This window comes from Micromonospora sp. WMMD708, assembly GCF_049315245.1.
Taxonomy (GTDB): Bacteria; Actinomycetota; Actinomycetes; order Mycobacteriales; family Micromonosporaceae; genus Micromonospora; species Micromonospora wenchangensis.
The window spans coordinates 5,893,918-5,917,169 of the sequence record NZ_CP186060.1; the positions used below are offsets into that span (position 1 = coordinate 5,893,918).

Genomic DNA, 23,252 nt, shown 5'->3' on the forward strand with positions numbered 1-23,252 from the left:
TCCGCGCCCGGGGCTTCGGCGCGCCCGGACCGGCTCACCGCCGCCGGTCCAGCAGCAGCACGTCCACGGTGGAGCCGGCCGCCGCGGTGGTCACCCGCTCGCCGAGCACCATCAGGCCGTTCGCCTCGGCCAGGCCGGACAGGGTGTAGGGGCCACCGCTGAGCGGCTGCACCGTGTAGCCCCCGCCGCGCCGCTCGGCCACGTGCGCGGGCCGGAACTCCCGCAGCCCGCCGGGCGACGAGATGGTCTCCAGCAGGTGCGCCCGTACGCTCGGCCGGAACACCGGCTCCGCACCGGCCAGCAGCTGGATCGCCGGCCGGGCCAGCACCTCGAAACCGATCAACGCCGCACCGGGCTCACCGGGAAGACACACCACCGGCACCTCCTCGGCGCCGACGGTACCGAACCCGAGGGCCGTACCGGGGTACAGCGCCACATCGGTGAACGTCACCGGCCCGGCCCGGCCCCCCTCGCGACGGGACAGGATCCGCCGGACCATGTCACCGGGGCCGGTGCCGGTGCCGCCGGTGGTGATGATCAGATCGGCCCGCAGGGTCTGGTCCTCCAGCAGGCCGCGCAGCCCCTCCGGGTCGTCGTCGCAGATCCCCACCCGGTACGCCAACGCGCCCACCTCGGCGGCGGCGGCGGTCAACGCGTGCGAGTTGGCGTCCACCACCTGACCGGGCTGGCTGCCCCGGCCCACGTCGACCAGTTCGTCGCCGGTGGCCACGATGACCACCCGGGGGCTGGGCCGGACCACCACGTGCCCGATGCCGGTGGCGGCGAACACGGCCACCAGCGCCGGGGCGACGTACGTGCCGGCCCGGGCGAGGACGGTGCCGGCGGGCAGCTCCTCACCGGCGCGGCGGACGCCGTACCCCCGCTTGGGGGTCCGGAAGATCTCCACCGCGGCCATGCCCTGGTCGGTCCACTCCACCGGCACCACCACGTCGGCGGCGATCGGCATGGGCGCGCCGGCGGCCACCGAGAAACACGAGCCGGGGGTGAGCCGGACCGGCCGCCAGCTCGCCGCCCCGAGGTCACCGACCACGTTGAGGCGTACCGGACGGCCCGGCCCCTGGGTGGGGACCGGGCCGTACCCGACGAGGTCCTCCCAGCGCGCGGCGTACCCGTCCACCGCCGCCTGGTCGAAGGCGGGGAACGAGTGCGGGGCGACGACGTCGGACGCGAGGACGTTGCCGTACGCCTGGGTGAGGTCGAGGTCGAGCGGAGGCAGCGCGCGCAACCTGCGCAGCACGCTGCCCAGGTAGTCGGCGAGCGGCGTCAACTCGTTCGCGGCCGCCTCGGCGTCGGCCGTCGAGGTCATGTACCGGAGCCGCCCGCCGCGTCGCGTACCCCGTTGAGGATGGCCGCCGTGACCGTCTCGTCGCCGTTGTTGACGAACTCGGTCAGCCAGGCGCGGAACTCGGTGCCGAGGTCCTCCCGCTCGGCGGCGATCTGCACGACTGTCTGGAGGTAGCCCAGCGGCATGCCGGTGTCGTAGCGGGTGCCCCGGTAGACGATCGCGTGCACCGGCACCCCCTCGCTGCGCAGCAGTTCCATCGCGTCGGTCAGCTGGATCTCCCCGCCGCTGCCCGGTTCGGTACGCCGGATCGCGTCGAAGATCCGCCCCGGCAGGACGTACCGGCCGAGGACGGCCAGGTTGCTCGGGGCGTCCTCCGGCTGGGGCTTCTCCACCATGCCGGTGACCTTCACGACCTCGCCGATGTCGGTCAGCTCGGCCTCGGCCGGGGCGACCGAGGCGATGCCGTACCGCTTGGTCTCGGCCGGGTCGACCTCGAAGAAGGCCAGCACCACCCCGCCGGTGCGGGCCTGGAGCTCCAACATGGCCGGCAGTAGCGGCTCGGACGGCTTGACGAACTCGTCGCCGAGGAGCACCGCGAAGGGCTGGTCGCCGACGTGCGACTCGGCGTACCCGACGGCGTGGCCGAGGCCGAGCTGCTCCGGCTGGCGGCAGGTGTAGATCTCGGCCAGCTCGCTGGGGCGCTTGACCGCGGCGAGCCGGTCCGCGTCGCCCTTGGCCTCCAGCCGGGCCTCCAGGTCGGGGCGACGGTCGAAGTGGTCCACCATCGACGTCTTGCCCCGCCCGGTGATCAGCAGCACGTCACCGATGCCGGCCTGGGCGGCCTCCTCGACGATGTACTGGAGCACCGGTCGGTCGATCACCGGTAGCAGCTCCTTGGGCACCGCCTTCGTGGCCGGCAGGAACCGGGTGGCCAGGCCGGCGGCCGGGATCACGGCCTTGACCGCGCGGGCGCGACCGGTCGCGGCGGTCGTTGAGGGGTTCGCTGAGTGCTCCGACATGCCGCGAGACTATCGGCCACGGCTCTGCCGCGGCGGGTGAGGACCGGAAGACGCGCCGCCCGGCTGCGTCACACCGGGAGCGCCGACCGCGTGCCGACCGGTCGGATCGTCGGCCGGCAGGTCGTCGACGGGCCCCCGGTCGGGGGACGGCCGGTGGACGGGCGGCCTTTCGACGGGGGGCGGCCCGGCGCGGGGCAGGCCGTCGTCCGGGCTGGTCGCCCCCGCCGGCACGGCGATCTCGGCCGCCGGACCGTCCCCGGACGGGACCGGGCGGGGGCGGGCGGTCGCCACCCGGTAGCCGTCACGGCCGGCGCCCTTGGCCGCGTACAACGCCTCGTCGGCGGCGTCCAGCACCTCCACCCCGGTGCTGGCGTGGTCGGGATAGACGGCGATGCCGATGGAGACCGACACCGCGATCGTCGTCGGGCCGCCCGCGTGACCCGGCACCACGACCGGGGTGTCCCGCACCGCCGCGCCCAACCGCTCGGCCACGGTCGCCGCGCCCCGGGCGTCGGTCTCCGGCAGCAGCACCACGAACTCCTCGCCGCCCTGCCGGAAAGCGAGATCCACCTCGCGGATCTCGCCCCGTACCCGGCGGGCGAACTCGGCGAGCACCGCGTCCCCGGCGGCGTGTCCGTAACTGTCGTTGACGGCCTTGAAGCGGTCCAGGTCGAGGACGAGGATGCTGAGCATCCGACCGAACCGGCTGGCCCGCTCCACCTCCCGACGTAACGACTCACGCAGGTAGCGGTAGTTCCACAGCCCGGTCAACGGGTCGGTCAGCGACAGCCGCTGCGCCTCCTCGTGCACCCGGACGTTCTCCACCGCCACCGCCGCGTGCCCGGCGAAGGTCCGCAGGGTGGCCAGGTCGTCGTCGTCGAACTCGTCGCCGCCCAGCCGGTCGTAGAGGACCAGCACGCCGACCGCCGGCTGCCGACCGGTGGCGTCCCCGCCGGGTGCGGTGAACGGCACCGCCACGTACGTCTCGCACCACGGTTCGCCGGGCGGCGTCGCCCCGGGCGGCACCCGGCCCCGCTGCGGTTCGCCGGTGGCGGCGACCGAACCGACCACCCCCGCGCCGACCGGCACCCGCAGTTCCTCCGGCTCGGTGCCCGCCGGGCAGCGCCCGGCCAGCCCTTCGGCGCACTGCCCGACGAGCGTCGCCGCGTCGTCGCGCAGCAGCACCGCCCCGGCCCGCGCCCCGGTCGCCGCAATGGCGCTGTGCAGGATCACCCGCAGGATGCGTTGCAGGTCGTGGGTGCTGGCCAGGGTGTCCCCGAGCACCCCGAGATGCCCGCGCAACTGGTCCCGGCTACTGGTCAGCGCGGTCACGTACCCGGCGGTCTCCCGGATCATCCGGTTGAACGCGGCGGCGAGCCGGCCGATCTCGTCCCGGCTGCGCACCGGCACCCGGGTGGTGAGGTCACCCCGGGCCACCCGGTCCACCGCCCCGGCCAACTCCACCAGCGGCCGGGTGGTGACCCGGGCCAGCCGCCACGCGGTCAGCACGGCCAGTACGGCGGCCAGCAGCACCGCCCCGACCAGCACCGCCGGCAGACCCGACGGCTGTTCACCGGCGACCGAGAGCACCAGCGGCAGCGGCTGCCCGGGGGCCGGCCCGAGCCGCCTGACGTACCGGCCGTCCGGGGTCTCGGTGACCCGGTCGCCGTCGAGGGATCCGGCGGCGGCGAGCACCGCCCCGCGTACCCGACGGGTCTCGGTGGTGTGGGTGATCCGGTCGGTGCCGGCGGTGTCGTCGAGCAGGGTGACCGCGACGCCGGTCGCGGCGGCCAGCCGGGCCACGAACGCCGGGTCGACCACCTCGGCGGCGGCCACCGTGCCGAGCGGCGTGCCGGCCGGGTCACGCAGGTCCACCCGGGCGCTCAGCGCCCGCACCGGTCCACCGCTGCGGGCCGTCCCCGCGCAGTCCTGCCAGGGGGTCGCCGGCCCGCCCGGGGTGGCGTACGTGGTGCCGCCGGCCACGTCGGTGACCAGCACGGCGGCGGCCAGGCCACGGCTGACCACCTGACCGGCGGCGCCCGCCCGGGTCGCCGGGTCGGGGCGCAGGGCCACCGCGTCGGCGGCGGCCCGCAACTGCTGGCAGAGCGCGTCGATCGAGGTACGCACGGCGGACGCGGCCAGACCGAGGCGCTCGGTGGACCGGCTGCGGTCCACGGTCGACAGCGTGGTGCCGACGAAGACCGCGCCGAGCAGCACCGGACCGAGCACCACCGTGAGGAAGGCCGCCGTCAACCGCCCGCGTAGCGTCAACGCTGTCCCCCCGGAAGTTCCAGGCCCGTTCCTGCGATGCTGACACAGAGCGACGGTATTGACAGCGTTGCGTCAGGAGTGTTGCGTGCCCGATTTTTCTGATGAAGCGGAAGCCGTCCACGCGGCAAAACGCGAGATACGGGTCGCGCTGCTCGCCCGCCGTCGGGCACTCACCGCACCCCGGCGGACCGCCGCCGCGGCGCGCGTCCAGGCCGAACTGACCGCACTGGTACGCCGGCTGCGGCCGGCCCGGATGACCGGGTACGTGCCGGTCGGCTCCGAGCCGGGCGGCCCCGACCTGCCCGACGTGCTGCGGGCCGCCCTGCCGGCCGGGGCGGAACTGCTGCTGCCGGTGCTGTGCGACGACCTCGACCTGGACTGGGCCGCGTACGCCGGGCCGGGCTCCCTGGTCGCCGCCGGCCGGGGCATGCGCGAGCCCGCCGGCCCCCGGCTCGGCCGGACGGCGATCGGCGGAGCCACCCTGGTGGTGGTGCCGGCGGTGGCGGTGGACCGGCACGGCCTGCGGCTGGGCAGGGGTGGCGGCTCCTACGACCGGGCCCTGGCCCGGGTGCCGACGGCCACCCTGACCGTGGCGCTGCTGCACGACGGCGAACTGCTCCAGGCGCTGCCCGGCCAGCCGCACGACCGGCCGGTGGGCGCCGCGCTGACCCCGTCGGACGGGCTCCTCGCGCTTCCGCCGCCCACCTCCGTTGATCATTCGGCGGATTGACGCTGCGGTCCGGGGACACCCGGTGGGCGGATGACGATCACGCCCGCTGGACGAACCCGGGTCCGATGACGCACCATTGGCACTCGAATACGTCGAGTGCCAACCGGCCGTACCAGATCCGGAGGAGAACGTGCCCACGTACCAGTACGCCTGCACCGCGTGCGGCCACCAGCTCGAGGCGGTGCAGTCGTTCTCCGACGAGCCGCTGACCGAGTGCCCCGCGTGCGAGGGGCGGCTGCGCAAGGTCTTCAACTCGGTCGGGGTCGTGTTCAAGGGCTCCGGCTTCTACCGCACCGACTCCCGGGCCTCCGGCAGCGAGGGCAAGGGCGGCGCGGCGAAGCCGGCGAAGTCGGAGGGTTCCTCGTCCGGCGGAGACTCCTCCGGCTCGTCGTCCGGCTCGGGCTCGTCGTCCGGCTCGGGCGCGTCTTCCGGCTCGGGCGCGTCTTCCGGCTCGGGCGGATCGTCCAGCTCGGGCGGATCGTCGGCGTCCGGCTCGTCCAGCTCCACCAAGTCCCCCGCCACCAGCACCTCCTCCTGACCCCCACCCGACCTCCCGCACCCACCCCCGCCCGCCCACCCGGGTTGATCAAGAGATTTGCGTCAAGTGGATCTCTGCGGATGACGCGAACCTCTTGATCACCCGGCCGGGCGGGGCCGGGGCTGGGGGGCCGGGGCTGGGGGGGCCGGGGCGGGGGCCGGGCCGGGGCGGTCGGGGCGGGTGGGTTTTCCACAGGGCGAGCCGTTGTCCACAGGCTGTGGACAACGGCTCGTGAGGGGCGCGGTTTCCGCCTAGCCTGCTGAGCCGGGACGCCACCGGGGCATCCCGGTGGACAGGCGGAGGTGGGCCATGGCGGCCACGGGCGCGAACGGCGACGGCTCGCTACGACCGTTGCGCTGGCCGCGCCGGCCGGGTGGGGTGACCCTGCTGCGCGCGGTGCTGGTCGCCGTTCTGCTGGGGCTGGCGGTGATCGTCCTGGACACTGGCCGGCCTGCACCCACCACGTCCCACAGAGGTACGGGTGCCGACGGGATCGCCACCCCGCACGGGCAGGACGATGACCGGTCCGCTCCGGCTCGCGGTCGAGCCGCCGACGGGGAGACTCCGGCCGCGCTGCCGCTGCCGAGCGGCTTCGTCGGAGTGCCCGTACGCCTGGCCGAGCCGGCCGCCCTCGCGGTCCTGCGCCCCGGCGCGCGGGTCGACCTGCTCGTGCTCCCGGCGGGACGGAACGCCGGTGAGACGGTCCTGTTGGCAGCCGACGCGCTGGTGCTCGACGTGGTGGGTGGGAACGCGGTCGACGGCTCGTCCGCGCTCTACCTGGCCGTCCGACCCGATCAGGCGCAGCGCTCGGTCGGCCAGCCGGAAGGCAGCCGATTCAGCGTCGTCATCCGGGGATGATCTACTCGTCGGGGCCGACATTGCGGTATCGCCCACCTCGGACACCGCACCATCGACCCCATTGAGTGGATCTTGCCGAAGGCATGCCCGGTCGGGCGGCCCCGGGGGTCAGCTCCAGTGCGGGGGGCGCTCGGCGAGCAACCAGTCGTCGTTGCCGCCCCGGCGCTCACCCCAACCGAAGTCGGTGTCGTCGGTGGTCTGCTCCGGCAGCACCACGAAGTCGTCGCTGAGGTCGACCGTGCGGTCGTCGTCGCCGGGCACGCCATGCCCGGCCGGGTCCTCGGGGATCACGATCGGCAACACTACCCCGCGCCGGCCACACCCCGGCGCACCACCGAAGGCGCTTCTCCGGCATCCACCCGGACCGCAGCAGGCGGGTGAAGCCGACCGCACCGCACCGGCGTACGGCGTGCGCCGGTCGAAGATCGCCGCGTCGAACCTGCTGACGGGCTCCTCGCGTTGGTAGCGTCGGACGGCGTGACGACGCCCAGCGGTGCCAGCCCCGAGGACGAGTACTGGCGACGCCCGCCCACCCCCTCCCCCACCGGACCGATGCCCCCGCCGAGCGACGCGGGTACGGCGGAACAGACGGACGCCGACCCGGGAGAGGGAACGGGGGCCGGGTCCGCAGCCGCGACGGACGCGGGATCCCCGCCGGCACCGTCGCCCTGGGCCGACCCGGCCGACGGGTCGGCGTCGGGCCTTCCGGCTCAGTCGTCCGCTCCACCGCCCGACCAGCCCTCCGCACCGCCCGACCAGCCGAGCCCGGTACCCGGCCAGCCCGACCCGACGCCCGGCCAGCCTGACCCGACGCCAAGCCAGCCCGACCCGACGCCAAGCCAGCCCGACCAGCCCGGCCCGATGCCCGGCCAGCCTGCTCCGGGCCCGCCGTCCGACGCGGGGTCCGGCCCGGGGACGTCCAGACCGGCAGCCGGCCCGGCGGCACCGGAAACGGGTGGACCCCTGCCGAGGACGGGCGGGCCGGTACCGCAGTCGGGTCGGCCTGCACCGGGGACGGGCAGGGCGGCGTCAGGGCCGGGGTGGGCGGGCGCGGCTGGTTACGCCGGGCCGCCGCCGACCACGCCCCCGCCGCCGGGCTGGCGTCCCCCCGTACACCTGGCGGCGACCCCGGCCCGCACCCTGCCGGTGCAGGACATGGAGGCGATGGACGCCGCGGAACAGCAGGCGCAACGGATCACCTGGGGCGTCGGCGCGGTGGTCGGGGTCGTGCTGCTGGTGTTGCTCTGCCTGCTCTGCTCACGGGCGCTGTTCTGACCGCCGACCGACGGGGTCACCGGTCAGAAGGTGTTGCTCCACACCGAGGCGGCACCGCTGTCCCCGGTGAGGTAGACGTAGACCAGGGCGAACACGGCCAGCACCACGGTGATCGCGGTCAGTACCCAGGTCGTCCAGGCGGGCAGGTCCGGGGTACGCACCCGGTTGCTGGTCACCGCCAGCAGCAGCAACGCCGCCACGGCCAGGCCGATGGTGAACCACTGCAGCGTCTCGCCGTACTCGGAGTGCTCGTGGATCTTGGCGAGCAGTTCGGGCGAGTAGCCCTTCGCCCGCAGCGCCGCCTCGAAGGCCTCCCCCGACTCGGTCGCCACCCAGGCGAGGACCGGGGTGACCACGGCCAGGATGGCCACCGCCCAGTCGAGCCGGGGCCGCCAGCGGGGCATCAGCCCGTACGCGCTGGCGAGCAGCGCGAGCAGCGGCACGAAGACCACCACGGCGTGGACCACCAGGACATGACCGGGCAGACCGTTGATCTCCTTGAACACCGACACCTCCGAGCGTGGAATGCGGGTTGCGGCAGACAGCGTACGTCGCGACCTGCCCTTCAGGCGTACACGCGGCTAAGACCGTTCCGGTTCACCCCACCCGGCGGCGTCCCGGGGGGCGCTCCGACGGCCGGCGGTTCCCGGCGGGGCGTGGCACTGTTGACGGGTGGACACCGACGATCTCGGCCTCTTCGGTCCCGGTTCGGTCACCTGGAAGGTGCACGACGAGCCGATCCTGATCGTCGCCGGCCTGCGTTCCCTCTACCTGCAGGCCCTGCACCCCCGGGCGATGGCCGGGGTGGCCCAGAACAGCAACTACCGGTCGGACGCCTGGGGCCGGCTGGTCCGCACCGGCACGTACGTCGACACGGTCGTCTACGGCACCACCGCCGAGGCCGAGCGGGCCGGTCGGCGGTTGCGGGCCCTGCACGGCCGGCTGCGCGCCACCGACCTGTTCACCGGGGAGCGGTTCCGGATCGACGAGCCGGACCTGCTGCGCTGGGTGCACGTCACCGAGGTCGAGTCGTTCGTCGGCACCGCCCGCCGGGCCGGCCTGCCGCTGACCGATGCCGAGGTGGACGGGTACTACGCCGAGCAGCGGCGGGCCGCCGCGCTGGTGGGGCTGGACCCGGCGGGGGTGCCCGGCAGTGCCGCCGAGGTAGCCGAGTACTACCGGGCGGTCCGGCCCGAGCTGCGGATGACGAAGGAGGCGGCGGAGACCGCCCTGTTCCTGACCGCCCCGCCGATCCCGTGGAAGCTCAGCCGACCGGCCCGCCTCGGGCTGAGCCTGGGGCCGCCACGCTGGGCGTACTTCGGGGTGGCCGGCACGGCGCTCGGGCTGCTGCCGCCGTGGGCGCGGCGGCTCTACGGCGGCCTGGGGCTGCCCACCACCGCGCTGTCGGCCGACCTGAGCGTCCGGACGCTGCGGCTGGCCCTGACGGCGCTGCCGCGCAACTGGCGGGAGAGCCCGATCCAGCAGGCGGCGAAGGCCCGTGCCGCCCGCCTCGCCGCCGTCGTCGCCTAGACCACCCCGGACGGGTCGGCGCGACGCGGGAGGCCGGTCAGTCGGTCACCGGAGCGGCGGGACGGTCGATCGCCGACCACGGCTCGCGGCCGGGGGTCTGCGCGCCGACCGGGCAGGTACGGCGGTAGTCGCACCAGCCACAGCGGGGCCCGGCCACGGTAGGGAACGCCTCGTCCGGGTCGGCCCCCTCGGTGACCGCCCGCTCGGCGGCCATGATGTCCCGTGCGGTGTCCTCGGCGCGGCTGAGCTGCCGGGCCAGCGACTCCTCGCTGTGGTCGTGCCCGGCGACGGTGCCGGTCGGCAGGTGGTGCAGCTCCACCCGGCGGCAGGGCCGGCGGAACGTCCGCTCGGCGGCGTACGCGTAGAGGGCGAGTGCCTGCGAGCCGCGTGCGTCGTCGGCGTCCAGCCCGGTACGGCCGGTCTTGTAGTCGACGATGACCAGTTCGGGGCCGTCCGGGCCGGGGCGGAAGTCGATCCGGTCGGCCCGCCCGTTGAAGGCCAGCACGGCGGTCTTGACGGCGACCACCCGTTCCACGCCCAGCGGGTCGTCGCCGGGGTCGAGGGTGGCGACGTAGCCCTCCAGCCAGCCCAGCGCCCGCTGGTAGGCCGCCCGTTCCTGCTCGTCGTCGCGGTAGCCCTCGCGGACCCAGGTGCCCTTGAGCAGGGCAGGCAGCGCCTCGGGACGCCGCCGGTCAATGGGCAGCGCATACCAGTTCTTCAGGGCGGTGTGCACGCTCGCGCCGAGCGAGTTGTGCGCCCACGGCGGGCCCTTCGGCGGGGCGGGCCGGTCCAGGTAGGCGTAGCGGTAGCGGCGGGGACAGTCGGCGTACGCGCCGAGTTTGCTGGGTGTGCAGGTGAAGAGCCGTTCGGGCATGCCGGCGAAGCCGAGTTGCTCGGGTTGGCCGGAGCGGGGCCGGGGGGTGCCGGCGGAGGAGGCTCGTCGCACCCCCGTGATCCTGCCAGCCCGGTACGACAGCCCGACGGCGGCACGACGGGCGGATCAGCTCATGTTCACGTACTGGGTGACGAAGGCGGCCACCGCGTCGGCGATGAGCTGCACGGCGATGGCGGCCAGCAGCAGGCCGGCGATCCGGGTCAGCACCTCGATGCCGCCCGGTCGGAGGATCTTGACGATCCCGCCGGAGAACCGCAGCACCACCCAGACCGCCAGCATCACCGCGACGATCGCGGCGGCGATCGCGGAGACCTGCCCGACACCCTCGGACTGCTGCACGAACAGCATGGTCGCCACGATCGCGCCGGGCCCGGCCAGCAGCGGAGTGCCCAGCGGCACCAGGGCGATGTTGGAGGTGGCCTGCTGGCTGGGGTCGTCGGCCTTGCCGGTGAGCAGTTCCAGCGCCACCAGGATCAGCAGCAGGCCACCGGCCGCCTGCAACGCCGGCAGGTCGACGTGCAGGTAGGCCAGGAGGGTCTGGCCGGCGACGGCGAAGACCACGATGACGCCGAGCGCCAACGCGACCGCCTGCCAGGCGGCCCGGTTACGGTCACGGGCCGGCAGCGGTCCGGTCAGGGCGAGGAAGATCGGCATCATGCCCGGCGGGTCGACGATGACCAGCAGGGTCACGAAGACCTCACCGAAGAGCTTGAGATCCACCGGACGAGGGTAGCGGTGCCGCTGGCAGGCGAAACGCGGATCAGCCGGAAGCGACGCCGGTCACTCCGGAGGACGCCGCGACGATCCGCTCGTACGCCCCCACAGCGGTGGTGTGCGCGCCCAGCCGGACGCTCTTGTGGCTGCCGTGGAAGTCCGACGAGCCGGTGACCAGCAGGCCCAGGTCGGCGGCGAGCCCCCGGACGTGCGCGGCCTCGGCGGGGGTGTGGTCCTCGTGGTCGGCCTCCAGGCCGGCGAGCCCCGCGTCGGCCAGCTCGGCGATCAGCGAGTCGGGGACGATCCGCCCCCGCCGGCTGGCCCGGGGGTGGGCGAACACCGGCACGCCACCGGCCGCCCGGACCAGGGCGACGGCCTGGAACACGTCGATGTCCTCCTTGGGCAGCCGGTACCGCTGCCCCAGCCACTGCGGGCCGAACGCCTCGGTGGTGGTGGCGACCAGGCCGGCCCGGATCAGCGCGGCGGCTATGTGCGGCCGACCGACCGTGCCCCCGTCGGCGGCGGCCATGATCTCCGGCCAGCTCACGTCGATCCCGTCGGCACGCAGCAGCTCGACGATCCGTTCCCCGCGTGCCTCCCTGGCCTGCCGTACCCGGGCCAGCTCGGCGACCAGTTCGGGGTGTTCCGGGTCGAACAGGTACGCCAGCAGGTGCAGCGGGAGCGCCGGTTGGGCACCCTGCCAGCGGCAGGACAGTTCCGCGCCCCGCACGAGGCTGAGCCCGGTGGGCAACGCGTCGACCGCCGCCGCCCACCCGGCGGTGGTGTCGTGGTCGGTGATCGCCACGACGTCCAACCCGGCGTCGGCGGCGGCCCGGACCAGGTCGGCAGGGCCCAGCGTGCCGTCGCTGGCGGTGGAGTGGGCGTGCAGGTCGATCAACGGGCGCGCGGGCATGATCCCGACGCTACCCGGGCAGGTCACCCCGGGTCGGTGCCGGTCACCAGCACCGGCCGGACGCCGTCGCCGACCCCGGCGACCGGGGTCGGGGTGGCCCGCTGGCCCGCCAGCGCCTCGGCGGGACGCAGCCGGACCAGCGCGCCGTCCCGGTCGACGTACTCCGCCGTCCGGGTGTCCGTCCAGGTCACCCCGCCGTCGATCAGCGGGCCGGCGGTCCGCGCCGGCGGGTCGGTGCCGGTCAGGTCGACCAGGACCGCGCCGTCCGCCCCGGCGACCCGGCCGTTGACCAGCAGCCAACGCCCGTCGGGGGAGACCGCACCCCGACCGTCGGTGGCGGGCGTCGGCGCGCACCGGGTGGTGGCCGGGATCAGGTCGGGGGCGAGCACGGCCAGGCAGCTCCGGGCCCCGGCGCGTACCCGGGCGACCAGCCGGCCGTCCGGCCTGGTCCCGTAGACATCGAGGACGTCCGGGGCGACGGGCCCGGGTGACCCGCCCGGCGTCGGCCGCCACCACCGGTGACCACCTGCGGAACCGGCCCGCAGCAGGACCCGGTCGCCGACGAGCCGGACCGGCACCGCGTCGGCGGGCGGTCCGGTCACTAGGGCGACGAGTTGACCGGCGACGATCCCGGCGGCGAAGAGCCGGCCGTCGTCACGCCAGGCCACCTGACGGCCGTCCGGCGAGAGGGCGATCTCGTCCGCCCCGGCGAGCAGAGCCCGGGGCTCACCCCCGGCGGGCACCACCCAGAGGGTACGGCCGGCCGCGGTGACCGCCCCGGTCAGCATCCAGCCACTGTGGTCGGGCAGCCGTTGCGCGCGTTCGACCGGCCCGACGCCCAGCTCGTACCGCTGCCCGGCGGCGGTGACCAGGGTGCCGGCGACGATCAGGTCGACCCCGCCGTCGGCGGGTTGCCGCGGCGGGGCGGGCGCGACCGGTCCGGCGGACAGGCTGGCCACCCCGCGCGGGTCGCCGAGCACCACGGTCGGGGTGGTGGGGCGGTCCGCCTGCCCGCCGAGCTGGGTCATGCCCCCGGTGACCAGGGCGGTCGCCACGCCGGCCAGGGCGAGCCCGGCGACGGTACGCCGTCGTCGCGCCCGCCGGGCCCGCCCGAGCGCCACTCCGGCCGGGTCGACGGGCAGCCGGTGCGGTACGGCGACCCGCTGGACGAGGGTCTCCCGCAGCGCCTGCTCCAGCGGCTCGTGGTGCGTCACGGCGAATGGACGCTCGGGGGCGCCGGTCCGGTTGTCCGACCGGGGTGAGGAGGGTTTCATCGGCTCTCCGCAGCGAGCGCCGTGGTCGGGCTCGGTCGGGTGCCCGCACCGGCCGGGGCCTGACGCGGCGCGGGTGTCCGGGTGCCCCCGGTGGCCCGGTCGGGCGACGGCGTACGGGCGGCGGGTGAGGGCCGGGCTGCGGTGGCCGGGCGGGCCGTCGGGGCGGCCGGGGTGGGGCGGCCGGTCGGGTCGGCGGCGAGGTCGGGCAGCCCTTCGGCGGCCAGCCGGCGGCGCAGGGTGTTCAGGGCGCGCGACGTCTGGCTCTTCACCGTGCCGGGGGAGATCTCCAGCAGTGCCGCCGTCTGGGCCTCGGACAGGTCCTCGTAGTAGCGCAGCACCAGCACCGCCCGCTGCCGGGCCGGCAGCATGCGCAGGTGTCGCCAGAGGGCGTCCCGGTCGAGTTGCTGCTCGATCTCGTCCACCCCGGCCCGCTCGGGCAGCACCTCGGTGGGGCGTTCACCGTGCCACCGACGCCGCCACCAGCTGGTGGACGTGTTGACCATCACCCGTCGGGTGTACGGCTCGACCGCCTCGATCCCGCCCAACCGCCGCCAGGCCAGATACGTCTTGGTCAGCGCGGTCTGGAGCAGGTCCTCGGCGGTGGCCCAGTCCCCGGCGAGCAGGTACGCGGTACGCAGCAGGGCGCCGGAGCGCGCCGCGACGAAGTCGCGGAACTCGTCCTCCAGCGGATCCCGGTCGGCCACCGCTCACCTCCGCACCCCGTCCTGTCTGGCAGGCTGTCACGCCGGACAGGGTCCGGTCGACGGCGGAAGGTGGGCAGTTCGCCCGACGTACGGACGAAAGCGTTCAGGCGCCGTCGTCGGCCTTCGCCTCGTCGGCCTCCTTGCCCAACCGGGCCTCGACCGCCTGCGGCTCGTACATCTCCTCGACGACCCGCAGGTAGAGCTCGTTCGGGTTGGGCAGGTTCTTGATCTCCCGTAGCGCCTGCTCCTGGCCGGCGGACTCCAGCACGAAGGTGCCGTAGTTGAGGGCCCGACCGGTGGGGGTCTGCTCGTACTTCATGTCGGTGACCCGGGCCAGCGGCATCATGGCGACCTTGCGGGTGACGATGCCGTTGACCACCATGACCCGCTTGTTGGTCAGGATGAACCGGTCGTACCACCAGTCGGCGACCTTCCACGCCACCCAGCCCATCACCGCGAACCAGAGCAGCACGGCGATGGTGGTGAGGGCGCCGACGTCCTGCCCGGCGAGGAATCCGGAGAGGTAGCCGAGGACGAAGGTGGCCGCCACCCCGACGACGATCGGGGTGCCGAGGTGGATCCAGTGCCGCTTCCACTCGCCCCGGTAGCGCTCGGTGGGGAAGAGGTAGCGGGCGACCAGGGAGCTGGGCTCGTCCTCCAGGGGGAGCACCCGGCGGGGTGTCATGCCCTGGGCGTCGGACCGCAGGCCGGCCAGTTCCTCTTCCGAGATGACCGGCGGCTGGTAGCCCGCCTCCGGGTCGCGGGCCCAGGTCCGCCCCGGTCCACCGAATCCCGGGGCGTCGCCGTAGCCGGCGTCGTCCGAGAAGGACGGTCCACCGGTGGGCCCCGCCCCGGACCCGTAGGCCGGCCCGTCGTCGGGTCGGTACCTGGGGATCGGCTCGGTGTCCCGCTCCCGGCGGTCCCGGCCGGGATCGTCCGGGTCGAACGGGGGTCCGGAGGGGCTGCCCATCGGGGGTTAAGCCACGAGGCTCGTGAAGAAGTCGCCGAAGCCCTGGGCGATGTCCACGATGCCACCGCCGAGTGACTTGAAGACGTCCGCTGCCGAGTTTGGCCGGTAGGCAACGAAAAAGATCAAGAATGCGATACCGGCCCAGGTGAGGACCTTCTTGACCATAGCGGGCCATCCTCTCGCGCGGCGCCGGGTCCGTTTACCGCAGCGGCACCCAGAGTATCAGCATGATGTCGTAGCGTGAATATCTGCGTCCCATCTCCGACTCACCCGGAGGACCGTCAGGCCCCTCCGTGCAGGTACGGGGACGGAGCGCCGTACACGAGCTCGGGCGGAGTCCACTCGGTGAGGTCGTGCAGGACGACATCTTCCGCGAGGAGGTGACCCGCGCTCGCCGGCCAGGCTATCGCATGGAGCCACATTCCCCGAGCCTCACCGGCGTACGCGCTTCGATCCGTTGCCGAATTGATTAACCACAGTGGAGTCGGATGGCCGCCGACCCTGATCCGCGCCGGCTCGACATGCTCGGGGTGACCAGGGCCGGGACCGGGCCCGGCCAGCACCTCCGTCAACTCTGGACCGGGGTCCGGACCGGCCACCCCGGCGAACCGGGTGCCCAGCCCCACCCCCGGCTCCTCGGCCACCAGGACCAGCTCGGCCGGTCCACCACCGAGTGGCGCCGGCCCGGCGCACGCGACGGCCGTGGCGCGGACGCCACCGGGCTCGTCGCCGGCCCAGGCCACCCCGGTCACCGTCCAACCGGACGGCAGCGGCCACGGGCACCACAGCGGCAGCGCGGGCCGCCGCGGGTCGCTCTCGGCGGCCAACCGGTCCACCACGCTCGCCACGATGTCGGCGTCGATGTGCTCGGGCACGTGCAGCGGGGCCACCGGTCCGCACCTGACACAACGCGACTCACCGTGCATCAGGTCCGGTGGGCGTACCTGACCCGCGCACCTCGGACAACTCACCACGACACTCACATCCCCACCGTGGCCCGGTGACGCGCCCGGCGTCAAGCCGCCGCCACGGACGTGCCGCCCATTTCCCCACTCAGCGACCGTACGGCGATTTCCTGCGGTCGGCGGTGGGGGTGCCGGCCCGGTGCGGGTCGGGCGGGACGGGGTCAGGCGGGCGGGGCGCCGGCGTGGGCGCGTACCCAGGCGTGCATGGCGATGCCGCTGGCCACCCCGGCGTTGATCGACCGGGTCGAGCCGTACTGGGCGATCGAGAAGAGCTGGTCGCAGGCGGTGCGGGCGGTGGCGGACAGCCCCGGCCCTTCCTGTCCGAAGAGCAGCACGCAGCGCCGGGGCAGCGTGGTGGTCTCCAACGGTCGGCTGCCGGGCAGGTTGTCGATGCCGACCACCGGCAGCTCCCGCCCGGCGGCCCAGCCGACGAACTCCTCGATCGTCGGATGGTGCCGGACGTGCTGGTACCGGTCGGTGACCATGGCGCCCCGGCGGTTCCACCGGCGCAGCCCGACGATGTGCACCTCGGCGGCGAGGAAGGCGTTGGCGTTGCGGACCACCGTGCCGATGTTGAAGTCGTGCTGCCAGTTCTCGATGGCCACGTGGAACTCGTGCCGCCGGGTGTCCAGGTCGGCCACGACGGCCTCCCGCCGCCAGTAGCGGTAGCGGTCCACCACGTTGCGCCGGTCGCCGGCGGCGAGCAGCTCCGGGTCGTAGCGCGGGTCGTCCGGCGGGTCGCCCGGCCACGGTCCGACACCCACGTCGAGCTGGTCCTCGGTCACGGTTCCAAGAGGGTACGGCCGCCGCGGCGGGCCCCGTGCGCCACCCCGACCGATGCCCTCCGGGGCGCCCGCCCGGGTCCGCCGGACCGTCGCGCCCTCACCGCCCGCGCAGGCCCAACGCGTCGCCGAGGCGGTCCAGGAACCGCTGGTCGGTGGGGTCGGGGACACCGGTACGGCAGACCCGGACCGCCACCGACTCCACCCACTGCCGGTACGCGGCGGAGTCCGCGGGGTCGGCCCGGCGGCGCAGCACCCGCACGGCGGCCCGGCAGGCCGGCGGCAGGTCCGCCGGGCCGGGGGGCCCGCCGACCGGAGCGGTCGCGCCGTCGTGCCGGGCGTAGATCGCGGCGACCACGGCGCGGACGAGGTCGCTGTCGGAGGCCCGGCCTGCGGCGAGCGCGTCCAACCCGACGAGGCCGGCGGTGACGTCCCGGGGCGGGCGCCCCGGACCGGGCGAGGCGGCGGCCACCAGCACCCGGCCGGGCAGGGTGGTGAGCAGGTCCCACTCGGTGGCGGAGTAGACGGCGCTGGTCAGCGGTGCGGCACGCCGTCCGGCAGAGGGCGGCTCTCCGGCGAGGGAGTGGCTCATCAGGACCTCCGCCGTCAGCATAAGCCCGCCGGACGGGTGCCGGGCCCGTCCCGGCACGATCCGCCGGCCGGCTGCCGGCGTCGCGGTACGGGCACCCGCGCGCCGCCGCCGTCGGGCAGCGGTGGGCACGACCCGACACGCCTTGGCGGTGGTGGACTCGACCTGCCTTACCGGTGGTTAAGGAGACACCGGGCGGCGGGTGACGGCGAAATGTCACTCCCGGGCCCACCCGGGGGGAGACGCAATGAGCGGCGGGGCCCTCCCCGGCACCCGCCGCCCACGCTCTGATGTCGAAGATTCTGCCCCACCGCGACGATGAACGGACAGAGACAGAGGTCACATTTATCTTTTCGTAACAATACTCAGAGTCACTAACGATCAACGAGAGAGCGATCTCCGCAGGTGGAGTAGTACCTTGTCAGGCGACAAGTTTGCGCATGTTCGCAGCTCCGGGCGGCGATCTCCCTGGAAACGCTCCCATCACGGGCCGTCACGCAAATGCGTCGTGCAAGTGCATTCCGCATGCGCGCATCGACAGATGCAGCTCGATGAGCATGATCGGGGCACCGGAGCGGGCCGGTTTCGGCGCGTCCCACCCGGGAATTTGCCGGGGTACCACCTGGTTCTACGGGACGGAAAAAGCAATCCGCGCTGATCGGAGAGTCCAATGGCAACCGTTGAGCTGACCACGGCCAACTTCGACGAGGTGACCGAGAGCAGCGGCATCGTGCTGGTCGACTTCTGGGCCGAGTGGTGCGGCCCGTGCAAGCGGTTCGCCCCGGTCTACGAGCGCTCGTCGGAGAAGCACCCCGACATCACCTTCGGAAAGGTCGACACCGAGGCGCAGCAGGAGCTGGGCGCCAAGTTCGACATCCGCTCGATCCCCACGATCATGGCGATCCGGGACGGCGTGATCGTCTTCGCCCAGCCCGGCGCGCTGCCCGAGTCGGCCTTGGAAAACCTGATCGAGCAGGTCCAGGCGCTGGACATGGACGACGTCCGCAAGCAGCTGGCCGACCACCAGCACTGACCACCGCGCCGGCGGTCGGGCCCGGCGGCCCGGCCGCCGGCGTTTCACTTGCGCCGCACTCGCACACATGTTCGAATGAACGGCATGCGCTGGGACCACCTCTCCGCTCCCCCGGACGAGGAGCGTCCCGACCGGGCAGCGCCAGCGACGCCACCCCTGCCGCTGGCGCTGCCCGGAGCGGTCACCCGCACGTTCGACACCCCCGACTTCGCCGGCATGACCTTCTACGAGGTGCAGGCCAAGTCGATCATCAACCGGGTGCCGGGCGGGTCGCAGGTGCCGTTCAGCTGGACGATCAACCCGTACCGGGGCTGCACCCACGCCTGTGTCTACTGCTTCGCCCGCAACTCGCACACCTACCTCGACCTAGACGCGGGCGCGGACTTCGACCGCAAGGTGATCGTCAAGGTCAACGCCGGGGAGCTGGTCCGCCGCGAGCTGGCCGCTCCGCGCTGGCGCGGCGCGGCCATCGCGATGGGCACCAACGTCGACTGCTACCAGCGCGCCGAGGGCCGCTACCGGCTGCTGCCGCCGATCCTCACGGCACTGCGGGACTTCGCCAACCCGTTCTCGATCCTCACCAAGGGCACGCTGATCCTGCGCGACCTGCCGCTGCTGCGCCAGGCCGCCGAGGTCACCCGGGTCAGCCTGTCGTTCTCGGTGGCCTTCGTCGACGAGGCCCTGTGGCGGGCGGTGGAGCCGGGCACCCCGAGCCCGCGCCGCCGGCTCGACGCGGTCCGCCGGCTCACCGACGCCGGCTTCGCGGTGGGAGTGCTGATGGCGCCGATCCTGCCCGGCCTCTGCGACGACGACGCGTCGATCGACGCCACCCTCGCGGCCATCGCCGCCGCCGGTGCCACCAGCGTCACCCCGCTGGCCCTGCATCTGCGCCCCGGCGCCCGCCAGTGGTACGCGCACTGGCTCGGCCGGGAGTTCCCGCACCTGGTCCCCCGATACCGGGAGCTGTACCGGTCCGGGGCCTACCCGCCGCAGGCGTACCAGCGGGAACTGACCGCCCGGGTGCGGATCGCGGCCCGCCGGCACGGCCTGCACCGCGGCGAACCCGGCGACACCCGCCGCATGCCGCCCCCACCGCCCGCACCCGTCCCCGAACAGCTCGCCCTGCTCTGAGCGGGCCGGTCGGGCGAGCGGCGGCGGACAGAGCCGGGCCGGTCCCACCCGCCCGGAATCGGGCTAGGCTCGGCAGATGCGGACCGCACAGCAGCTCCTCGCCGACTCCGCCGTGATCGCCGTCGTGGGCGCGTCCCGCGACCCGGGCAAGGCCGCACACCGGGTGCCGGCGCAGATGCAGCGGTACGGCTGGCGGATCATCCCGGTCAACCCGACCGTGGACGAGTTGTTCGGTGAGCGGGCCTACCCGTCGCTCGCCGACATTACGCACCCGGTGGACCTGGTGAACGTCTTCCGCCCGGCCCGGGACGCCGTCGAGGTGGTACGACAGGCGGCGGCGATCGGCGCGCCGGCGGTCTGGCTCCAGCTCGGCATCGCCTCCGCCGAGGCGCAGCGGATCGCCGAAGCGGCCGGCATGGACTACGTCGAGGACCGCTGCCTGATCATCGAGCGGGCCGCCGCAGGCCTGTCCCGACTGCCCTGACCGGTCCCCGACGAGGTGACCCGGCGTCAACCGGGTGAAAAGCCGCGCCGCGCGCCGGTAGCGTCCGCCGGAGAGAGGCCACTGACCTGCGGCGGAGGGCGGGCACCGTGAGTACGCCACCGGGCGAGCCGGAGCAGCCACCGTCACCGTACGAGCCACCCGGCGAGCCGGCCACCCCGCCCGCGCCCGTGCCGCCGCAGGGGCCGTGGAGCCCGGCGGAGCCCGGGCCGTCGGCATGGGCCCGACCATCCGAGCCGTCCCCCTGGGCACAGCCGTCCGAACCGTCGGACCGGGAACGGCCGGCGGAGGCGGCTGCGGCCGGTGCGTCCCCGGGCATCGGCCAGCCGGGCGGGTCAGACCCACCGCCCGGGTCACCCGGCTGGACCGGGCCCCCGTGGGAGGGACAGCAGTGGGGCCACCCACCACCCGGGCCGTACGGACCACCGGGTGGCGGTGGGACCAACGTGCCGGCGATCCTGTCCCTGGTGTTCGCCTTCGTCTTCGCCCCGGCCGGCATCGTCCTCGGCCACCTGGCGAAACGGCAGATCCGCCGCACCGGCGAGGACGGCGACCAGCTCGCCACCTGGGGGCTGGTCCTCAGTTACGCGTTCACCGCGATCGGGGTGCTCGTCTGCTGCGGCTGGCTCGCCCTCGTCGTGGTGGCCGGCGTCGGCAGCAGCACCGGCACCGGCTACTGATCAGCGGAACTGCGCCTCCCGGACGCTGTTGCCGCCGTCCACCACCAGCATCTGCCCGGTGATGTACGACGCCGCGGGCGAGCAGAGGAAGCTGATCGCGGCAGCCACCTCGTCGGGGGTGCCGGGGCGGCCGACCGGGGTGCCGAGCCCCTGCTTGATCTCCGCCATCGTGGACGCCGCCGTATAGATGGTGCCGGGGGCCACCGCGTTCACCGTCACCCCGTCGGCGATCATCTCCATCGCCAGGGCCCGGGTCAGCCCGACCACCCCCGCCTTGGCCGCCGCGTACGCCGCCTCGGTGGGCAGGGCGTTGACCGGGCCGGCGGTGGCCGAGAGGTTGACGATCCGCCCCCAGCCCCGCTCGGCCATCCCGCTGATGAAGGCCCGGCTGCACAGGAACGCGGTGGTCAGGTTCCGGTCGATCTCGCCGCGCCACTCGTCGTAGCTGAGCTGGGCCACCGGGCGGAGCACCTCGGGGCTGGCCCGGCTGGCCAGCCCGGCGTTGTTGACCAGCACCTCGACGTCACCGAGCTGCTCGGCGACCGCGTCGGCGAGCGCGCCGACCTCGGACTCGTCGGTCAGGTCGGCGACGAAACCGGTCACGCCCAGCTCACCGGCCCGCTCGTGGATGCGCCGGGTGGTGGAGACGATGGCCACCCGGGCACCCAGGTCGGCCAGTCGGCGGGCGGTGGCGTACCCGATGCCGTCGGCGCTGCCCGCGCCGGTGACCAGGGCGACCCGGCCGTCCAGCCGCATGGTCACCGGGTCCGGCAGCGGCACCGGCTCGTCCTGGCCGGGTTGGCTGCCACCGGTGGTGACGCGGGTGCGCCGGGCCAGGCCGGGGCGGCTCACGTCCCGCCTCGGTCGGCTGCCGGATCGGTCGGCCCCACGTGCGTCGATAGCCATTCCGGCATCCTGCCCGCTCGACCGGACGCGGGCAACGAGCCACCACGGGGCCGACCTCGCCACTGTGCGGTCCTGGCTACCCTGACGGCGCACCTACATGCGACGGAGAAGATCAGATGACCTATCCCCCGCCCTCCGACGGCTGGTCGGACCCGGCCTGGTCGGCCCAGCAGCCCGACCCGACACTGCCGGCCAGTGGCCCGCCCATGTCCGCCCCGCCGGTCGGCAAGGACCCGTACGCCCCGGCCGACCCGTACGCGGGCGCGCCGCACATCCCCGCCCAGGCCGCCCCGGTCGACCCGTACGCCGCCGCTGCCGCCTACCCGCAGCCCGGCTACCCGCAGCCGACGGGGTACGCCGGCTACGGCGGTTACCAGCCCCCGCCGCCGCAGAACGGCCTCGCCATCGCCTCGATGATCGTCTCGATCATCGGTGCGATCGGGCTGTGCGGCTACGGGCTCGGCGGCTACGTCGGCCTCATCGGCGCGATCCTCGGCCACGTGGCCCGGCGGCAGATCCGGGAGCGGGGGGAGGGCGGTGCGGGCTTCGCCACCGCCGGCATCGTCGTCGGGTGGATCTCCACCGTCATCGCGGTGCTGGCCACCATCGCCATGGTGGTCTTCTTCGTCTGGCTGGCCAACCAGGAGTCGACGACCGGCTACGGCACCTCGTACTGAGCGGTGGGGCCGCCCAGGGCAGCCTGGGCGGCCCGCCCGGTCACCCGCACGTGACGAGAACCCGACGGACCCCGTGGGGTGGTGACTCCACGGTAACCTCGTGCCGTGACCGGGGTGGATGGACCTGTGGAAGACGTCGCCGGGCGGCGGACCGTGGTGGTGACCGGGGCCAGTTCGGGCATCGGCCTGGCCGCCGCGGTGGCCCTGGCCCGACGCGGCGACCGGGTGGCGCTGGTCGGCCGGGACCCGGCCCGCCTCCAGGCCGCCGGTGACCGGGTACGCGAGGCGTGCGGCGAACGCCCCGAACTGTTCCGCGCCGACTTCGCCGTGCTCGACGACGTACGCGGGCTCGCCGAGCGGCTGCGCGCGACGTACGACCGGATCGACGTGCTGGCGAACAACGCAGGGGCGATCGTGTTGGAGCCGCTCACCACGGTCGACGGATTCGAACTGTCGATCCAGGCCAACCACCTGGCCCCGTTCCTGCTGAGCAACCTGCTGGTCGACCGGGTCGGGCGGCTGGTGGTGACCGCCTCCGGCGCGCACCGCAGCGGGACCCTCGACCCGGACGATCTCAACGCCGCGCTGCGCCGCTACCGGCCGATGCGCGCGTACGGCACCAGCAAGCAGGCCAACATCCTGTTCGCCGCCGAGGCGGCCCGGCGCTGGCCCGACGTGCGGGCGTACTCGTTCCACCCGGGGGTGGTGCGGACCCGGTTCGGCGCGGACAGCCGGCTGGTCGCCCTCGGCATGCGGGTGATGCCGTTCCGCAGCCCGGAAAAGGGCGCGGAGACGCTGGTCTGGCTGGCCAACCAGCCGGCGTCCCGGCTGGTCGACGGCGGTTACTACGCCGACCGGCGGCTGCGCCGGCCCTGGCCGCGCGCCACCGACCCGGCGCTGGCCGCGCGCCTGTGGGCCGCCAGCGCCGCCGCCGTCGGCATCACCGCCTGACCGGCCCCCGCACCAACTGCTGCGCCCCGGGACCGACGT

At 74.4% G+C, this 23,252-nt stretch carries 27 protein-coding genes; 11 read left to right on the top strand and 16 right to left on the bottom strand.

Going from position 1 to position 23,252, the window contains the following annotated elements; translation table 11 throughout:
• Positions 1-34 precede the first annotated feature (34 nt).
• From glp to ACN260_RS25905, 3 genes are read right to left on the bottom strand one after another with little or no spacing between them, the layout of a single operon-like run.
• A complete protein-coding gene (glp, locus tag ACN260_RS25895) occupies positions 35-1,327 on the bottom strand; it encodes a gephyrin-like molybdotransferase Glp (RefSeq protein ID WP_204927381.1) in 1,293 nt (430 codons plus the stop codon).
• Complete coding sequence (locus ACN260_RS25900) at positions 1,324-2,325, bottom strand: UTP--glucose-1-phosphate uridylyltransferase (protein ID WP_422753462.1); 1,002 nt, start codon at positions 2,323-2,325, stop codon at positions 1,324-1,326. Before ACN260_RS25900 ends, glp begins: the two co-directional genes overlap by 4 nt.
• Positions 2,326-2,334: 9 nt before the next feature.
• On the bottom strand, positions 2,335-4,596 hold the full coding sequence (locus ACN260_RS25905; protein WP_422753463.1) for a diguanylate cyclase: 2,262 nt from the start codon (positions 4,594-4,596) through the stop codon (positions 2,335-2,337).
• 85 nt (positions 4,597-4,681) lie between these two features.
• Between ACN260_RS25905 and ACN260_RS25910 the strand changes: the two genes are divergently transcribed.
• From ACN260_RS25910 to ACN260_RS25920, 3 genes are all read left to right on the top strand, one after another.
• On the top strand, positions 4,682-5,326 hold the full coding sequence (locus ACN260_RS25910) for a 5-formyltetrahydrofolate cyclo-ligase (RefSeq protein ID WP_422753464.1): 645 nt from the start codon (positions 4,682-4,684) through the stop codon (positions 5,324-5,326).
• A gap of 76 nt (positions 5,327-5,402) precedes the next feature.
• Positions 5,403-5,864, top strand: coding sequence for an FmdB family zinc ribbon protein (locus tag ACN260_RS25915; protein ID WP_422753465.1), 462 nt, complete (start codon positions 5,403-5,405; stop codon positions 5,862-5,864).
• Between the two features lie 309 nt (positions 5,865-6,173).
• Positions 6,174-6,722, top strand: a complete 549-nt coding sequence (locus ACN260_RS25920; protein WP_422753466.1) for a flagellar biosynthesis protein FlgA — start codon at positions 6,174-6,176, stop codon at positions 6,720-6,722.
• A gap of 108 nt (positions 6,723-6,830) precedes the next feature.
• Here the strand turns inward: ACN260_RS25920 and ACN260_RS25925 are convergent, their stop codons facing one another.
• Entirely contained in the window at positions 6,831-7,022 is a 192-nt protein-coding gene (locus ACN260_RS25925; RefSeq protein WP_372444632.1) for a hypothetical protein, read from the bottom strand.
• An 846-nt stretch (positions 7,023-7,868) separates the two neighbouring features.
• Between ACN260_RS25925 and ACN260_RS25930 the strand changes: the two genes are divergently transcribed.
• The gene (locus tag ACN260_RS25930) at positions 7,869-7,997 is read left to right on the top strand and encodes a hypothetical protein (protein ID WP_422753467.1); all 129 of its coding nucleotides are present in this window, start codon (positions 7,869-7,871) and stop codon (positions 7,995-7,997) included.
• A 23-nt stretch (positions 7,998-8,020) separates the two neighbouring features.
• On the opposite strand, the gene ACN260_RS25935 is transcribed toward ACN260_RS25930, so the two are convergent.
• Entirely contained in the window at positions 8,021-8,503 is a 483-nt protein-coding gene (locus tag ACN260_RS25935; RefSeq protein WP_422753468.1) for a DUF2231 domain-containing protein, read from the bottom strand.
• Positions 8,504-8,669: 166 nt separating this feature from the next.
• Between ACN260_RS25935 and ACN260_RS25940 the strand changes: the two genes are divergently transcribed.
• The gene (locus ACN260_RS25940) at positions 8,670-9,527 is read left to right on the top strand and encodes an oxygenase MpaB family protein (protein WP_422753469.1); all 858 of its coding nucleotides are present in this window, start codon (positions 8,670-8,672) and stop codon (positions 9,525-9,527) included.
• 37 nt (positions 9,528-9,564) lie between these two features.
• Here the strand turns inward: ACN260_RS25940 and ACN260_RS25945 are convergent, their stop codons facing one another.
• The 10 genes from ACN260_RS25945 to ACN260_RS25990 form a co-directional block, all read right to left on the bottom strand.
• Entirely contained in the window at positions 9,565-10,401 is an 837-nt protein-coding gene (locus tag ACN260_RS25945; RefSeq protein ID WP_422756832.1) for a RecB family exonuclease, read from the bottom strand.
• A gap of 126 nt (positions 10,402-10,527) precedes the next feature.
• Complete coding sequence (locus ACN260_RS25950; RefSeq protein WP_204927375.1) at positions 10,528-11,142, bottom strand: MarC family protein; 615 nt, start codon at positions 11,140-11,142, stop codon at positions 10,528-10,530.
• Between the two features lie 40 nt (positions 11,143-11,182).
• The gene (locus tag ACN260_RS25955; protein ID WP_422753470.1) at positions 11,183-12,049 is read right to left on the bottom strand and encodes a PHP domain-containing protein; all 867 of its coding nucleotides are present in this window, start codon (positions 12,047-12,049) and stop codon (positions 11,183-11,185) included.
• A 23-nt stretch (positions 12,050-12,072) separates the two neighbouring features.
• Positions 12,073-13,263, bottom strand: a complete 1,191-nt coding sequence (locus ACN260_RS25960; RefSeq protein WP_422753471.1) for a hypothetical protein — start codon at positions 13,261-13,263, stop codon at positions 12,073-12,075.
• A 56-nt stretch (positions 13,264-13,319) separates the two neighbouring features.
• Positions 13,320-14,027, bottom strand: a complete 708-nt coding sequence (locus ACN260_RS25965; protein ID WP_422753472.1) for a SigE family RNA polymerase sigma factor — start codon at positions 14,025-14,027, stop codon at positions 13,320-13,322.
• Between the two features lie 103 nt (positions 14,028-14,130).
• Positions 14,131-14,997 carry a PH domain-containing protein gene (locus ACN260_RS25970; protein ID WP_422753473.1) on the bottom strand — a complete coding sequence of 289 codons (867 nt, stop codon included), beginning with the start codon at positions 14,995-14,997 and terminating at the stop codon, positions 14,131-14,133.
• A 6-nt stretch (positions 14,998-15,003) separates the two neighbouring features.
• Entirely contained in the window at positions 15,004-15,162 is a 159-nt protein-coding gene (locus ACN260_RS25975; RefSeq protein WP_165942702.1) for a hypothetical protein, read from the bottom strand.
• Between the two features lie 116 nt (positions 15,163-15,278).
• Positions 15,279-15,980 carry a DUF6758 family protein gene (locus ACN260_RS25980; RefSeq protein WP_422753474.1) on the bottom strand — a complete coding sequence of 234 codons (702 nt, stop codon included), beginning with the start codon at positions 15,978-15,980 and terminating at the stop codon, positions 15,279-15,281.
• Positions 15,981-16,123: 143 nt separating this feature from the next.
• Positions 16,124-16,747 carry a TrmH family RNA methyltransferase gene (locus ACN260_RS25985; protein ID WP_422753475.1) on the bottom strand — a complete coding sequence of 208 codons (624 nt, stop codon included), beginning with the start codon at positions 16,745-16,747 and terminating at the stop codon, positions 16,124-16,126.
• Between the two features lie 97 nt (positions 16,748-16,844).
• Positions 16,845-17,336 (bottom strand): hypothetical protein, encoded by a 492-nt coding sequence (locus ACN260_RS25990; protein ID WP_422753476.1) that lies wholly within the window; start codon positions 17,334-17,336, stop codon positions 16,845-16,847.
• 667 nt (positions 17,337-18,003) lie between these two features.
• On the opposite strand from ACN260_RS25990, the gene trxA reads away from it, so the two are divergent.
• The 4 genes from trxA to ACN260_RS26010 all read left to right on the top strand — a co-directional run bounded on the left by trxA (position 18,004) and on the right by ACN260_RS26010 (position 20,679).
• The gene (gene trxA / locus ACN260_RS25995; protein WP_422753477.1) at positions 18,004-18,366 is read left to right on the top strand and encodes a thioredoxin; all 363 of its coding nucleotides are present in this window, start codon (positions 18,004-18,006) and stop codon (positions 18,364-18,366) included.
• Positions 18,367-18,450: 84 nt separating this feature from the next.
• The gene (locus ACN260_RS26000; protein ID WP_422753478.1) at positions 18,451-19,497 is read left to right on the top strand and encodes an Rv2578c family radical SAM protein; all 1,047 of its coding nucleotides are present in this window, start codon (positions 18,451-18,453) and stop codon (positions 19,495-19,497) included.
• Between the two features lie 76 nt (positions 19,498-19,573).
• Entirely contained in the window at positions 19,574-19,981 is a 408-nt protein-coding gene (locus ACN260_RS26005; protein ID WP_422753479.1) for a CoA-binding protein, read from the top strand.
• Between the two features lie 464 nt (positions 19,982-20,445).
• Complete coding sequence (locus ACN260_RS26010) at positions 20,446-20,679, top strand: DUF4190 domain-containing protein (protein ID WP_307821489.1); 234 nt, start codon at positions 20,446-20,448, stop codon at positions 20,677-20,679.
• Here ACN260_RS26010 and ACN260_RS26015 read toward each other — a convergent pair whose 3' ends face one another.
• Positions 20,680-21,516: an SDR family NAD(P)-dependent oxidoreductase gene (locus tag ACN260_RS26015; protein ID WP_422756833.1), complete on the bottom strand. Its 837-nt coding sequence runs from the start codon at positions 21,514-21,516 to the stop codon at positions 20,680-20,682.
• Between the two features lie 185 nt (positions 21,517-21,701).
• On the opposite strand from ACN260_RS26015, the gene ACN260_RS26020 reads away from it, so the two are divergent.
• Both ACN260_RS26020 and ACN260_RS26025 read left to right on the top strand, forming a co-directional pair.
• Entirely contained in the window at positions 21,702-22,262 is a 561-nt protein-coding gene (locus tag ACN260_RS26020) for a DUF4190 domain-containing protein (protein ID WP_422753480.1), read from the top strand.
• Positions 22,263-22,388: 126 nt separating this feature from the next.
• On the top strand, positions 22,389-23,213 hold the full coding sequence (locus tag ACN260_RS26025) for an SDR family NAD(P)-dependent oxidoreductase (RefSeq protein ID WP_422753481.1): 825 nt from the start codon (positions 22,389-22,391) through the stop codon (positions 23,211-23,213).
• Positions 23,214-23,252: the final 39 nt, after the last annotated feature.